Source organism: Litorivivens sp. (assembly GCF_041625495.1).
Lineage (GTDB): Bacteria > Pseudomonadota > Gammaproteobacteria > Pseudomonadales > Spongiibacteraceae > Litorivivens.
In genome coordinates, this window is sequence record NZ_JBFJTH010000101.1 from 1 (window position 1) to 13,662 (window position 13,662).

General features: G+C 55.1%; 13 protein-coding genes. 9 read left to right on the plus strand and 4 right to left on the minus strand.

Annotated elements, in window-relative coordinates; genetic code table 11:
* Positions 1-148: 148 nt before the first annotated feature.
* Together clpS and clpA are read left to right on the plus strand one after the other, a co-directional pair.
* Positions 149-484 carry an ATP-dependent Clp protease adapter ClpS gene (clpS, locus tag ABYP39_RS12230; RefSeq protein WP_372782785.1) on the plus strand — a complete coding sequence of 112 codons (336 nt, stop codon included), beginning with the start codon at positions 149-151 and terminating at the stop codon, positions 482-484.
* 15 nt (positions 485-499) lie between these two features.
* The gene (gene clpA, locus ABYP39_RS12235; RefSeq protein ID WP_372782777.1) at positions 500-2,773 is read left to right on the plus strand and encodes an ATP-dependent Clp protease ATP-binding subunit ClpA; all 2,274 of its coding nucleotides are present in this window, start codon (positions 500-502) and stop codon (positions 2,771-2,773) included.
* Here the strand turns inward: clpA and infA are convergent.
* The 4 genes from infA to trxB form a co-directional block, all read right to left on the minus strand.
* Entirely contained in the window at positions 2,770-2,988 is a 219-nt protein-coding gene (infA, locus tag ABYP39_RS12240) for a translation initiation factor IF-1 (RefSeq protein WP_183409099.1), read from the minus strand. The two genes, clpA and infA, sit on opposite strands and share 4 nt — an antisense overlap.
* Before the next feature lie 150 nt (positions 2,989-3,138).
* Entirely contained in the window at positions 3,139-3,846 is a 708-nt protein-coding gene (locus tag ABYP39_RS12245; RefSeq protein ID WP_372749599.1) for an arginyltransferase, read from the minus strand.
* Positions 3,847-3,874: 28 nt separating this feature from the next.
* Positions 3,875-4,567, minus strand: a complete 693-nt coding sequence (gene aat / locus ABYP39_RS12250) for a leucyl/phenylalanyl-tRNA--protein transferase (protein ID WP_372749598.1) — start codon at positions 4,565-4,567, stop codon at positions 3,875-3,877.
* Between the two features lie 21 nt (positions 4,568-4,588).
* Positions 4,589-5,536, minus strand: a complete 948-nt coding sequence (gene trxB / locus ABYP39_RS12255) for a thioredoxin-disulfide reductase (protein WP_372749597.1) — start codon at positions 5,534-5,536, stop codon at positions 4,589-4,591.
* 163 nt (positions 5,537-5,699) lie between these two features.
* Here trxB and ABYP39_RS12260 point away from each other — a divergent pair, with 163 nt between their 5' ends.
* The 7 genes from ABYP39_RS12260 to ABYP39_RS12290 form a co-directional block, all read left to right on the plus strand.
* Positions 5,700-8,024: a DNA translocase FtsK gene (locus tag ABYP39_RS12260; RefSeq protein ID WP_372782779.1), complete on the plus strand. Its 2,325-nt coding sequence runs from the start codon at positions 5,700-5,702 to the stop codon at positions 8,022-8,024.
* Between the two features lie 13 nt (positions 8,025-8,037).
* Positions 8,038-8,646 (plus strand): outer membrane lipoprotein chaperone LolA, encoded by a 609-nt coding sequence (gene lolA, locus ABYP39_RS12265; RefSeq protein ID WP_372758441.1) that lies wholly within the window; start codon positions 8,038-8,040, stop codon positions 8,644-8,646.
* Positions 8,647-8,672: 26 nt separating this feature from the next.
* Positions 8,673-9,935, plus strand: coding sequence for a replication-associated recombination protein A (locus ABYP39_RS12270; RefSeq protein WP_372782787.1), 1,263 nt, complete (start codon positions 8,673-8,675; stop codon positions 9,933-9,935).
* Positions 9,935-10,303 carry a fluoride efflux transporter CrcB gene (gene crcB / locus ABYP39_RS12275; protein WP_372750054.1) on the plus strand — a complete coding sequence of 123 codons (369 nt, stop codon included), beginning with the start codon at positions 9,935-9,937 and terminating at the stop codon, positions 10,301-10,303. Before ABYP39_RS12270 ends, crcB begins: the two co-directional genes overlap by 1 nt.
* Positions 10,304-10,323: 20 nt before the next feature.
* Entirely contained in the window at positions 10,324-11,619 is a 1,296-nt protein-coding gene (gene serS / locus ABYP39_RS12280; protein WP_372750055.1) for a serine--tRNA ligase, read from the plus strand.
* Positions 11,620-11,621: 2 nt separating this feature from the next.
* Positions 11,622-13,025 (plus strand): siroheme synthase CysG, encoded by a 1,404-nt coding sequence (gene cysG / locus ABYP39_RS12285; protein ID WP_372782781.1) that lies wholly within the window; start codon positions 11,622-11,624, stop codon positions 13,023-13,025.
* Between the two features lie 39 nt (positions 13,026-13,064).
* The coding region (locus ABYP39_RS12290) for an FAD-dependent oxidoreductase (protein WP_372782783.1) at positions 13,065-13,662 on the plus strand (598 nt) is incomplete at its 3' end.

The window sequence follows — 13,662 nt, forward strand, 5'->3', positions numbered from 1 at the left end:
ATCAATGCCTTAGTTAGGTTAAGTTATACAGGTAAACGCTGATCAGTCAATATACCCCTTACATCAGTAGTAAAATTCACGGATATCCAAACCACGTACGATGATGCAACGTAAGCTTGAAAACAGCGCCCTGTCAGGCATTCAGGCCATGGCAGGGGGATCTGATGAGGATGAAGACCGCTATGGAAGCGGCATTTCGGTTCAGGAATCTGAACCGGAGGTTAAATCGCCACCACTTTACCAAGTGGTATTGATAAACGACGACTATACCCCCATGGAGTTCGTTGTGGAGGTATTGGAAGTGTTCTTCAACAAAGACAGGCAAACCGCGACGCACATCATGTTGACGGTGCACACACAGGGCAAGGGCGTGTGTGGGATCTATACTCGTGATATAGCGGAAACTAAAGCGGCACAAGTGAATCAATATGCCAGGGAGCATCAACATCCGCTTCTGGCTGATATTGAAGAAAGCAGTGATTGAGAGGTAGCAGCGCTTATGCTCAGCAGAGATCTTGAAGCAACACTGGGTCAGGCTTTTAAAGAAGCCCGAACCAAGGGCCATGAATTCATGACGGTTGAGCATTTGCTTCTGGCCTTGCTCGATAACGATTCGGCAAACAAAGTGATGGTGTCGTGCGGTGCCGATATTGGTCAATTGCGCTTTGATCTAGTGGAATTTATAGAGGCAACCACGCCGCTGATTCCTGAAAATGATATGGAGCGAGAGACCCAGCCGACCCTGGGCTTTCAGCGTGTACTGCAACGCGCGGTGTTCCATGTGCAGTCATCGGGCAAGCAGGAGGTGACTGGCGCAAACGTACTGGTGGCGATATTCAGTGAGCAGGAAAGCCAGGCTGTTTTCTTCCTAAAACAGCAGAATATCGCCCGGCTCGACGTCGTAAATTACCTATCACACGGCATTTCTCGGGTGGGCGATGACGAACATCGCAACACCGCTGAAAAAGTCGATGAGGAGGCTGCTGAAGGGGCGAGCGATCGGCCGCTGGATCAATTTGCCGTCAACTTAAATGATGAGGCACTGGCGGGGCGCATTGATCCGCTGGTAGGGCGCATCGACGAAGTGACGCGCGTGGCTCAGATATTGTCGCGCCGACGCAAGAATAACCCGCTGCTGGTTGGCGAAAGCGGCGTTGGCAAAACCGCTATTGCCGAAGGTCTCGCCAAACTTATCGTCGATGGCGAAGTGCCCGACATTCTCAAAGAAAGCGTGGTTTACTCGCTGGATCTGGGGGCGTTGCTGGCGGGCACCAAATATCGCGGCGATTTTGAAAAGCGGTTCAAGGGGTTGCTGGCCGATTTGAAAAAGCGCGAAGGCGCTATTCTGTTTATCGATGAGATCCACACCATTATCGGTGCAGGCGCCGCCTCTGGCGGTGTGATGGATGCCTCCAATCTGCTCAAGCCGCTACTGGCATCGGGCCAGATGCGCTGCATTGGTTCGACAACATTCCAGGAATACCGAGGTATTTTTGAAAAGGACAGGGCGTTGAGTCGTCGCTTCCAGAAAATCGATGTCCTCGAACCGACGGTAGAAGAAGCCCATGGTATTTTGAAGGGGCTGAAATCGCGCTTCGAGAAATTTCACGAGCTAGAATACACAGATGCGGCACTTAAGGCTGCCGCCGAGCTCTCACATCGGTATATCAACGACCGGTTCTTGCCAGACAAGGCGATTGATGTGATCGACGAGGCGGGCGCCTATCAGCGCTTGCAAAAGGGCGAGGCCCGAAAAAATCTGCTCGATGTGGGTGATATTGAGGAAATTGTATCCAAAATTGCGCGCATTCCGCCGAAGTCAGTGTCCTCTGATGATAAAGCGACACTGGCGAAGCTCGAAGACAATCTGCGCATGGTGGTGTTTGGACAGGATCGCGCCATCAGCACGCTGTCTTCTGCGATTAAGTTGGCGCGTGCAGGTCTGAAAGAGCCACAAAAGCCGATTGGTTCCTTCCTTCTGGCTGGGCCGACCGGTGTGGGTAAAACAGAAGTGTGCCGACAGCTGGCCAATTTGCTCGGCCTAGAACTGATTCGTTTTGATATGTCGGAATACATGGAGCGCCATACGGTGTCTCGTCTCATCGGTGCGCCTCCAGGCTACGTTGGCTTTGATCAGGGGGGGCTGCTCACTGACGCCGTAACGAAGGCGCCGCACTCTGTTGTGCTGCTGGACGAAATTGAGAAAGCCCACCCGGACCTGTTCAACCTGTTACTGCAGGTGATGGATCACGGTGCGTTGACCGACAACAATGGGCGTAAAGCCGACTTTCGCAACGTTATTCTGGTGATGACCACCAATGCTGGCGCTGAGTCCATGAGCAAGCGTTCGATCGGCTTTACCGAGCAGGACAACAGTACCGATTCGCTGGAAGCCATCAATCGTCTTTTTACACCGGAGTTTCGCAACCGGCTCGACAGTATCGTTCAGTTCGATCCACTCGACACCAGCGTGGTGCTGACGGTGGTCGACAAATTCCTGATCGAGTTGCAATCGCAGCTGGACGATAAGCAGGTTACCCTGCATATCGATGACGAAGCACGGGAGTGGCTGGTGGAACACGGCTACGACAAAACAATGGGGGCTCGCCCAATGTCGCGCATCATCCAGGAGAACATCAAAAAGCCGCTGGCGGAGATGGTTCTGTTTGGTGAGCTGGCCGAGAAGGGTGGTGTGGTGCAGGTGTCAGTGGAAGATGGCAAGTTAATCCTGACAGCCCAGCAGGACGCTGAGCTGGAGGCGCCCGTTCATTAACGGGCTCGGTAGGTTATGCGGCCTTTGGTCAGGTCGTAGGGCGTAAGCTCTACCTTGACCTTGTCGCCGGTCAGAATGCGGATGTAATGTTTGCGCATCTTGCCGGAGATATGGGCCGTTACTACGTGTCCATTTTCCAGCTTTACACGGAAAGTTGTGTTCGGCAGTGTGTCGATCACTTCACCTTCCATTTCAAATTGGTCTTCTTTCGCCATTCGGCGCTACCTCGAAATTTCTTCTGCTATGGGTTTGTGGCGTATCAAAATAAAGCGTACGCCATTTTGGCTGCGCGCATTTTGCCTTAAATCGGGGCGAAGCGCAAAGCGCCTTGCTTGCAATTAGCAGGAGGTTGGTCGACTAAGGGGCTATTTCAGCGTTAACCAGCGCTGCTCAATAAGTAGCTGCAATGGCCGGAATTTTATTTTGTAGTTCATTTTGCGACAGTTGCGTATCCAGTAGCCGAGATAGACGTAGCCCAGGCCCAGCTGTTGTGCGCGCCGGATCTGCCAGAGAATGGCAAAAGTGCCAAGGCTGCGCTTGTCGGCTGTAGGTTCAAAGTAGGTGTAAACCGCGGACAGAGCATCATCAAGCTCATCGTAGACGGCCACCGCCAGCAGCTGATCTTCGTCATACAGGCGGGCAAAACGGGTTACTCCCCATTCGGCGCTGAGAAAACTTTGAAATTGGTCTCGACTGGGCGGGTACATGTCGCCATCAACGTGGCGCTCGCGGATATAGCGTTCGTATAGCGGGTAATCTAGCTCGAAATCTGGGCTGTCACCAATCTCTACTCGCAGATCCTGATTACGTCGCTCAATACGCCGTTGGGAGCGGTTGGGTGTGAAAGCGTTCACCGCTACGCGGGTTAGAATACATTGCTGGCAATGCTCGCAGCGCGGGCGGTAAAGGTGCTCGCCACTGCGGCGAAAGCCATTGCGAGAGAGTTGCGTATATAGGGTTTTGTCGACAGATGCTTCCGGATCAATAAATACGGTCGTTGCCTGCTGTTCGTCAAGGTAACTGCAGGGGTGCGGATGGGTTTGGTATAGCTTGAGGTCTTGAATGCTGGCCATGGAATCAGCATCGCATAACTGACGGGAGTTAGGAAAGTCCCCATTGCTGAGGTTTTGGCGTAGTGCCAATGAGGCGCTGCAGATGCTCGGCAAACAGCTGGCGAGAGATGTTTTCGGCACCCATGGAAAACAGGTGCGGATTGCCCACCTGGCAATCGATCAGCTCAACCCCCAGCGATTGCAGCTTCTCGCACAGCGCTACTAAAGCTATTTTTGAGGCGTTGCTTTCGCGGCTGAACATGGACTCACCAAAAAATACACGCCCGATGCCAATGCCATACAGGCCGCCAACCAGCGTTTGGTCGCGCCAGACCTCTACCGAATGCGCCCAGCCCAGTTCATGCATCTGGATATAGGCATTGAGCATTTCGCGGGTAATCCAGGTGCCGGTACGGCTTTGGTCAAGGGTCGAGCAACCACTGATGATGCGTCGAAAGGCCGTGTCGACGGTAACGCGCAATTCGCCGCGTTTGAGCACCTTGCGCAAGCTGCGCGAGACGTGGACCTTGTTTGGAAACAGCACGGCGCGTGGATCGGGTGACCACCAGAGCACAGGTTGGGGGTCTTCATACCAGGGGAAAATGCCGGATTGGTAGGCCGCCAGCAGGCGCTCTGGACTTAGGTCGCCACCGACTGCAAGCAGACCATTGGGTTCCTGCAGAGCTGCCGATAACGGCGGGAAATCGGGCTTGTCAGGATCGAGCCAGTAGACCGAACTCATCACAAGCCCTTGCGTAAGGTGTTAGAGGTTGTCGAGATACTTTTCGGCGTCCAGCGCGGCCATGCAGCCGAAACCTGCCGAAGTGACTGCCTGGCGGTATACGTGATCAGCGACATCGCCTGCAGCGAAAACGCCGCTGACACTTGTTGCAGTGGCATTGCCTTCAGTGCCTGAAGTGATTTTCAGGTAGCCGTCTTTCATGTCGAGCTGGCCCGCAAAAATGTCGGTATTGGGTTTGTGACCGATGGCGATGAACACACCCGCCAGGTCCAGCTCTTTGGTGTCGCCAGACTGCGTATTCTTGATTCGCAAGCCGGTTACGCCGCTATCGTCGCCGAGCACTTCATCCAGCGTGTGATTCCACTCAATGGTGATATTACCGTTCTTTTCCCGGTCAAACAGTTTGTCCTGCAGTATCTTCTCTGCCCGCAAGGCATCGCGACGGTGCACCAGGGTGACCTCGGAAGCGATGTTCGACAGGTATAGAGCTTCCTCTACCGCTGTGTTGCCGCCACCGATGACAGCAACTTTTTTGCCGCGATAGAAAAATCCGTCACAGGTTGCGCAGGCGCTAACACCCTTGCCCATGAACGCCTGTTCTGAAGGCAGCCCCAGGTACTGGGCTGATGCGCCAGTCGCAATTATCAGCGCGTCGCAGCTGTACTCACTGTTGCCGGTAAGGCGAAAAGGGCGGGACGACAGATCTACAGACTCAATGTGGTCAAACACGATTTCGGTTTCGAAGCGCTCGGCATGTTTTTGCATGCGCTGCATCAATTCGGGTCCCTGAACGCCATCGTTGTCGCCGGGCCAATTGTCAACGTCAGTGGTGGTGGTTAACTGGCCGCCCTGTTCCAGGCCAGTGATGACAACCGGCGACAGGTTAGCGCGAGCAGCATAAACGGCGGCGGTGTAGCCGGCAGGGCCGGAGCCGAGAATGATTAATTGGTGGTGTTTGACATCTGACATGTGAACAAATCCTGAAAAACAAAGTGACTGTAACGGGCGCTGGGTCGCACATGATAGGGTAAAAGCGCGGTGCCAGCAAAAGCTATTCCACTGGCGCAAACTGGCCCCATGAATGATAAGATGGGGGCGTTTTTTGAAATCAAAAGAACAGGTTGAAAGACTTTTGAAGAATTCGGCACAACGTCGCGATGGTGAAACGCGGGAACAGCTGTCTACCCGCTTGCGAGAGGGCGCATTAATCGCTCTGGCGGCTATCAGTCTGTTCCTGTTTTTGGCCCTGGTTTCCTATAGCGCAGACGATCCAGGTTGGTCGCGTACCGGCACGGGCAGCGATATTGATAATGCAGTGGGGCCGGTCGGCGCTTGGGTTGCTGACGTGTTCTACGCTTTGTTTGGCTATATGGCCTACCTATTTCCGTTAATGCTGGCGTTTCAGGCCTGGCGTGTGTTTCGCGATCGCTTTTCTGCCGCAGGCGTAGACCCGGTCATTTTGGGGCTGCGACTGGTTGGTTTTTTGCTGGTCATGCTGGCGAGCACAGCGCTGGCCGCAATCGGCGCAAGCGTCGCAGAGATTCCATTCGGTGCTGGCGGGGTGCTGGGTGCCTCCGTTGGTGAGGCTTCAATAGAGGCCTTCAGTGTTATTGGTGCGCGTCTGATCCTGGTCGCCATTTTGCTGTTCGGCTTAACTATTTTTACGGATCTGTCGTGGATAGCCCTGATGGACAAAACTGGCGCTCTGGCCCTGAGCACGTTCGACAACGTGCGTGATCGCCTAGAGCAGTTTCAGCAGCGCCAGCGTGAACGAAAATCAGTCAAGCAAATGCAGACTCAGCGCCGTGAAGCCGTAGTAAAACAGATCGCCCGGCAGAAAGATCGGGTGCCGCCCAAGATCGAGGCGCCTAAACCCAAGGCCCCTGCACCCAGTAAACGAGTCGAAAAGGAGCGGCAGAAATCACTGTTTGATACGCCCGTTACAGGCGATCTGCCACCACTGGAAATACTCGATGAAGCCGACCACCACAACAAGAAAGGGTTCTCGCCCGAAACGCTTGAGGCGATGTCACGTCTGCTGGAACTGAAGCTGGCGGATTTCAATGTCATAGCCAAAGTGGTGGCGGTCTATCCCGGCCCGGTGATCACCCGGTTTGAAATCGAGCCAGACGCCGGTGTCAAGGTTAGCAAGATCAGCAACCTGGCTAAAGACCTGGCCCGCTCGCTGGCGGTAATCAGCGTTCGAGTGGTCGAGGTTATTCCCGGCAAACCCTATGTTGGTATCGAAATCCCAAATGAAGACCGGGAGGTGGTGAACTTCCGCGAAGTTCTCTCCTCCAAGGCGTATGAAGACAACAAATCTGCACTGACTTTGGCGCTAGGACATGATATCTCCGGCGAGCCCGTGGTTGCCGATCTGGCGAAGATGCCTCATCTGCTTGTGGCCGGCACCACCGGTTCGGGCAAGTCGGTCGGTGTTAATGCCATGCTGTTAAGCCTGCTGTACAAGGCCGGTCCGGATAAAGTCCGCCTGATGCTGGTTGACCCGAAGATGCTTGAACTCTCGGTGTACGACGGTATTCCACATCTGCTGGCGCCGGTCATCACCGACATGAAGGATGCCGCAAATGGTCTGCGGTGGTGTGTCGGTGAGATGGAGCGCCGATATAAGTTGATGGCATCGCTTGGCGTGCGAAATCTGGCTGGTTTTAACCGCAAGGTTCAGGAAGCAGCCGCCGCAGGCGAGCCGTTGAAGGATCCGCTCTGGGTTGCAGCAGAGGAATTTGTGCCCGGCGAGGAGGAAGCGACTGCACCAGATTTACAGACGCTCCCTGCCATCGTAGTAGTAATAGACGAATTTGCTGACATGATGATGATTGTCGGCAAAAAGGTGGAAGAGTTGATCGCGCGCATCGCGCAAAAGGCGAGGGCGGCGGGAATTCACCTGATACTTGCCACCCAGCGCCCCTCGGTCGACGTGATCACCGGGTTGATTAAGGCCAACGTACCAACCCGGATTGCCTTCCAGGTTTCGTCCAAGGTGGATTCACGCACCATCCTTGATCAAGGAGGTGCCGAGCAATTGCTGGGCCACGGTGACATGCTCTATCTGCCACCCGGCAGTGGTTTGCCGGTACGTGTCCATGGGGCCTTTGTCTCCGACGATGAGGTGCACCGGGTGGTGGCAGATTGGCAGCGTCGCGGACAGCCGGATTATATCGATGGCTTGCTGGAAGAAGGTAGTCAGATTGATGCGATTACCGGCGCACCGTCCACGGGCGACGACGATAACGGAGAGGGCGATGAGCTATACGACGAAGCCGTGCGCTTTGTCACCCAAAGCCGGCGCGCATCCATTTCGTCGGTGCAGCGAAAGCTACGCATCGGCTATAACCGCGCCGCCAGGTTGATTGAAACCATGGAAGCCGCTGGTGTCGTCAGTGAAATGGGCACCAACGGATCACGAGAAGTACTGGCGCCGCCGCCAGTTGAATAGAAGGTTCGACTTCATGATGCGAATGTTATTGCGGGTGTGTTTGGTGTCGCTGCTTCTGGTTTCTGGTGCTTTGCGCGCTGAAACCGCAGCGGACACGCTGTCAGCCACACTCGGTGAACTGAAAAACCTGGCCGCCACCTTTGAACAGACCGTACGTGATGACGAGGGTGAAATTCTCGAAACGTCATCCGGCACACTGCAATTTCAGCGGCCACACCACATGCGCTGGGAAGTTGCTGCGCCATATCGCTACCTCATTCTGACGAACGGTCAATCCCTGTGGCGTTATGATCCAGACTTTGAACAGCTCACCGAAGAACCCTTCAGTTCTGTTTCGCAGACACCGCTTATGATACTCGCTGCCACCGCAGATGAGCTGGCATCGCAGTACGACATCAGCCTGGTGAGTGGCAAGGAGACGCGCCAGTATGTGCTCAAGCCGCGCCAGAAACAGAGTGAATTCTCCAGGTTGGTGTTGACCTTTACCGAGGGCAAACTCGCGCGAATGACCCTGCGCGACAAGCTCGGACAGGAAACCAGTATTGCCCTGAAGAACGTGACGGCCAATCAGGCGCCGATAGCGGAAAGCCGATTTATCTTCACGCAGGAAGGGGCGTCGTGAGCGACTCCCAACCGCTCGCGGCGCGCATGCGTCCACTCGATCTGGCGGGCTTTCTCGGGCAGGAACACCTTATTGGCCCCAACAAGCCGCTGCGTGAAGCGCTCGATTCCGGCCAGCTGCACTCGATGATTTTCTGGGGGCCACCGGGAGTAGGGAAAACCACGCTGGCGAAATTGATTGCCCAGCTTTGTGATGCGCACTTTATCACCGTCTCAGCAGTGCTTGCTGGCGTGAAGGAAATCCGCGCCGCCATAGAAGATGCGAAAAATCAGCAGCTTTTGGGCCGGCAAACCGTTCTGTTTGTTGACGAAGTGCATCGCTTCAACAAAGCGCAGCAAGATGCCTTTTTACCCTTTGTCGAAGACGGCACAGTGATATTTGTAGGCGCGACAACAGAAAACCCCAGCTTTGAACTGAATAACGCACTCCTTTCACGCGCACGTGTTTACCGACTCCAGTCGCTATCGACCGAAACCCTGCAGGCTATCCTGCGCAGCAGTCGCGACAGATTGAATGTCGCCTGCGACGACACCCTGTTGGAACGCCTGGCCCGTGCTGCCGACGGCGATGCTAGGCGCGCCCTGAATTTCCTTGAGCTGGCGATGGACATGGCTTATGCCGCCGGGCATCCAGAGCAGCTGACCGACGCAATTATTGAGGAAATTCTCAGTGGCCAGCCGCGTCGCTTCGACAAGCAGGGGGATGATTTTTACGACCAGATATCGGCTCTGCACAAGGCTGTTCGTGGCAGCTCTCCCGATGCGGCACTGTACTGGTTTGCCCGCATGATCGATGGTGGCTGTGATCCACTATACGTCGGACGCAGAGTGGGGAGAATGGCCAGTGAAGATGTTGGCAATGCCGACCCCCGCGCGCTGCAGATTGCACTGAATGCGTGGGACGTACAGGAACGCCTCGGCAGTCCCGAAGGGGAATTGGCTCTGGCGCAAGCCGTGGTGTATATGGCGTGCGCACCGAAAAGTAACGCTGTGTATAAAGCGTACAAAGCGGTGCTGAAAGACATCCAGCAACAGGGTAGCGAGCCCGTGCCGCTGCATTTGCGCAATGCGCCCACCCGCCTGATGAAAGAGCAGGGCTATGGTGAAGAGTATCGCTACGCCCACGATTATCCCGATGCCTACGCCGCTGGAGAGAATTATTTCCCCGAAACGCTTAAGAATACGCGCTATTACGAACCGGTTGGGCGGGGCCTTGAAAAGAAAATTGCCGACAAGTTGGAGTATCTTCGGCAATTGGATAACGGCAGTAACTGGAAGCGTTACTCCTGATGTTACAATACCTGCTGGTGGCATTGGGTGGCGCGCTGGGCGCAGTCAGCCGCTTCGCCATCGGTCGTGCCAGTTTTAGCTGGTATAGCCACGACTGGCCATGGGCAACCTTTGGGGTTAATACCTTGGGGTCGTTTGCCATTGGTTTGCTCTATGTACTGATCGCAGAGCGTGGCGCCGTGCATGCAGACAACCGCTATCTACTGATGGTGGGTTTTCTGGGTGCGTTTACAACATTCTCAACCTTTGCCCTGGAAACCGTCGCCATGCTTGAGGGCGGGCGTTGGGTACTGGCGGTAGCTTATGTGACCGCCACCATAGCAAGCTGTGTTCTTGGCTGCGGCTTGGGCATTTTACTGATGCGCTGATTAACGGAGATTCTTTTTCGATGCTCGACCTGAAACTGGTAAGGCAAAACCCACAGGCAATTGCCGACCAACTGTCCAAACGCAATTTCCAGTTTGACGTTGCCGCGTTTGAAGCACTGGATCAAGCCCGGAAACAGGCCGATATCGACAGTCAAAACCTTCTGGCTGAACGCAAACAGGCCTCGAAAAAAATCGGAGAGCTGGTTAAAAGCGGGGTCGCCATTGATGAGGCAAAAGCCACAGTCAATGCGACGCTTGAGAAAATCGAAACCCAGCTGGGTGAACTGACTGCCAAAGCCAAAACGGCCCAGGACGAGCTCGATAATCTGATGCTCGGTGTCCCCAATATCCCGCACGCGGATGTGCCCGAAGGGGCTAGCGAAGAAGACAATCTTGAGATAGCGCGCTGGGGCGAACCAAGGAGCTTTGACTTCGAGGTCAGGGATCATGTCGACGTGGGTGAAAATCTCGGCGGGCTTGATTTTGATGTTGCTGCCAAACTTACTGGCAGCCGTTTCAGTGTAATGCGTGGTGACATTGCCCGCATGCACCGGGCGCTAATACAGTTTATGCTCAACACCCATATCGGCCAGCATGGCTATACTGAAGTTTATGTGCCTTATATGGTGAACAAGGATTCGCTGCGCGGCACCGGTCAGCTCCCTAAATTTGAAGAAGACCTGTTCAAGCTACAGGGCGATCAGGAGTACTACCTGATTCCAACCGCCGAAGTGCCCGTTACCAATCTATTGCGTGACACCATCGTCGACGCTGCGGATCTTGAGCAGGGCTTACGCTTTACCTGCCATACCCCATGTTTTCGCAGTGAGGCGGGTTCCTACGGTCGCGATACCCGCGGGATGATTCGCCAGCACCAGTTTGAAAAGGTCGAGCTGGTGCAGCTGGTGAAACCCTCAGAGTCCGATGCCGCGTTGGAGACCCTCACTGGGCACGCTGAAGCCATATTGCAGGCCCTTGAATTACCTTATCGCAAAGTGTTGTTATGCGGCGGAGATATCGGCTTTTCAGCGCAAAAAACTTATGACTTGGAAGTGTGGTTGCCCGCGCAAAATCAATACCGTGAGATTTCTTCCTGCAGCAACTTTGGCGATTTCCAGGCGCGGCGGATGCTGGCGCGCTGGCGTAATCCGGAGACAGGTAAACCTGAATACCTTCACACACTAAACGGTTCTGCGCTGGCAGTAGGGCGCACGCTGGTCGCGATCCTCGAAAACTATCAGCAGGGGGACGGCAGTGTTGTGGTACCTGAGGCACTACGCGCGTTCATGCAATGTGATGTGATCAAGGCGGGCTAGCCATGGACTATTTGCCACTCTTTACACGTATTGCCCAGACTCACTGTCTGGTGGTAGGGGGTGGCACGGTCGCTCTGCGCAAGGCCGGCGCGCTAACGCGGGCAGGCGCCAGGGTCACGGCGGTGGCGCCGAGCATTGAGGCGCAGCTCAAAACCCTGTGCCGCGACAGTGGCGGTGCGTTTCATGAGCGCGAGTTCGCAGAGAGCGACCTTGAAAACGCCATGCTCGTGATTGCCGCTACTGACGATGTTGACATAAACCGGGTGGTGTCAGAGGCTGCGAAAGCGCGCAATGTGCTGGTAAATGTAGTGGATCAGCCTGAGCTGTGCACTGTGATACTGCCTTCCATTGTCGATCGCTCACCGCTAATTATCGCTGTTAGCAGCGGTGGCCGCAGCCCGGTGCTGGCGCGGTTGCTGCGGGCTCGGCTCGAATCCACCATACCAGCGAGTTACGGCCGCCTGACCGAGCTCGTGGGAAAGTTTCGCGATAGGGTTCGTCAACGTATTCCTGACTTCGATCTACGGCGCGATTTTTGGGAGCACATTCTGCAGGGGCCAGTTGCTGAGTTAATGTTCGCCGGTCGTCGGCAAGCTGCGGAAGATATGCTGGAAAGCGAGCTGCGTGATGCCAAGCCAGCGCCGCGCGGTGAAGTCTACCTGGTGGGGGCCGGTCCCGGTGATCCTGATCTGCTGACCTTCAAGGCGCTGCGCTTGATGCAGAAAGCCGACGTTGTCTTGTATGACCGTCTCGTGGCGGACGAAATCGTCGATCTGTGTCGCAAGGATGCGGAGCGCGTTTACGTTGGAAAGGCCCGCTCCCAGCACACCATGCCTCAGGAAGACATCAATCAGCTGCTTATCCGTCTGGCAAAAGAAGGCAAGCGAGTATTGCGCCTGAAAGGCGGCGATCCGTTTATTTTTGGTCGCGGCGGCGAGGAACTAGCCGGTCTGGCGCAGGAGCGCATCCCATTTCAGGTTGTGCCGGGTATCACAGCTGCTGCCGGTTGTGCCAGTTATTCCGGGATTCCACTGACCCATCGAGATTATGCCCAGTCTGTGCGTTTCGTTACGGGTCATTTAAAAGATAACACCATGGACTTGCCCTGGCAGGAGCTGGTTCATACCCAGCAGACAGTGGTGTTTTATATGGGCCTGCAAGGCCTGGCCATCATCTGCCGAGAGATGATCGCCCACGGGCGACATGCGGACACGCCGATGGCGCTGATCCAACAAGGAACAACTCCCAATCACAAGGTCTTGGTGGGCACTCTGGCCACCATGCCGGAACTGGTGACACGCGAGGAGGTTGTTGCGCCAACGCTTATTATCGTCGGTGAAGTGGTGAGATTGCGTGAGCAGTTGGCCTGGTATGAGTCGCCGGCTCAGCTCGCACAGGATCCGTAAGCGCCACGCTCGTCTGCAAAAGGAAATACAGGAAACACAATGGATTTTGACTACGATCTTTTTGTCATCGGCGCCGGCTCCGGCGGGGTGAGAGCGGCGCGCATGGCCGCTGGTTTTGGCGCCAGAGTTGCTATCGCTGAAGAGCGCTATTTGGGCGGCACCTGCGTGAACGTGGGTTGTGTTCCCAAAAAGTTGTTCAGCTATGCTGCACATGTGGCTGGTGATATTCGCAATGCGCGCTCTTTTGGCTTCACCGCAGACAATCTGCGGTTCGACTGGCCGACCCTGAGGGACAACAAAACCCGTGAAATAGAGCGCTTGAATGGTGTTTACGGCAACATTCTCAGCGGTGCTAACGTAGAAATCATACGCGGCCATGCCGCACTTAGCGGTCCACACCAGGTTGTGATCAACCAGCAGACTTTTCGCTGCAAGCATATCTTACTTGCGGTCGGGGGCTGGCCTTTCATCCCCGAGATACCCGGCCGAGAGCACGCCATCTCATCGAATGAGATTTTTTATCTCGACAAACTGCCAGAAACTGCGGTTGTTGTTGGTGGCGGCTATATCGCCTGTGAGTTTGCCAGCATCCTCAATGGTCTCGGCGTGAAAACTACCCAGCTGTACCGCCGACAAT

What these genes read in the sequence shown, in the direction of transcription:
- clpA (WP_372782777.1), top strand. Translation starts at nt 500, where the DNA reads ATGCTCAGCAGAGATCTTGAAGCAACACTGGGTCAGGCTTTTAAAGAA.
- clpS (WP_372782785.1), top strand. Translation starts at nt 149, where the DNA reads ATGGCAGGGGGATCTGATGAGGATGAAGACCGCTATGGAAGCGGCATT.
- infA (WP_183409099.1), bottom strand. Translation starts at nt 2,988, where the DNA reads ATGGCGAAAGAAGACCAATTTGAAATGGAAGGTGAAGTGATCGACACA.
- aat (WP_372749598.1), bottom strand. Translation starts at nt 4,567, where the DNA reads ATGAGTTCGGTCTACTGGCTCGATCCTGACAAGCCCGATTTCCCGCCG.
- ABYP39_RS12270 (WP_372782787.1), top strand. Translation starts at nt 8,673, where the DNA reads ATGCGTCCACTCGATCTGGCGGGCTTTCTCGGGCAGGAACACCTTATT.
- ABYP39_RS12245 (WP_372749599.1), bottom strand. Translation starts at nt 3,846, where the DNA reads ATGGCCAGCATTCAAGACCTCAAGCTATACCAAACCCATCCGCACCCC.
- lolA (WP_372758441.1), top strand. Translation starts at nt 8,038, where the DNA reads ATGATGCGAATGTTATTGCGGGTGTGTTTGGTGTCGCTGCTTCTGGTT.
- serS (WP_372750055.1), top strand. Translation starts at nt 10,324, where the DNA reads ATGCTCGACCTGAAACTGGTAAGGCAAAACCCACAGGCAATTGCCGAC.
- cysG (WP_372782781.1), top strand. Translation starts at nt 11,622, where the DNA reads ATGGACTATTTGCCACTCTTTACACGTATTGCCCAGACTCACTGTCTG.
- trxB (WP_372749597.1), bottom strand. Translation starts at nt 5,536, where the DNA reads ATGTCAGATGTCAAACACCACCAATTAATCATTCTCGGCTCCGGCCCT.
- crcB (WP_372750054.1), top strand. Translation starts at nt 9,935, where the DNA reads ATGTTACAATACCTGCTGGTGGCATTGGGTGGCGCGCTGGGCGCAGTC.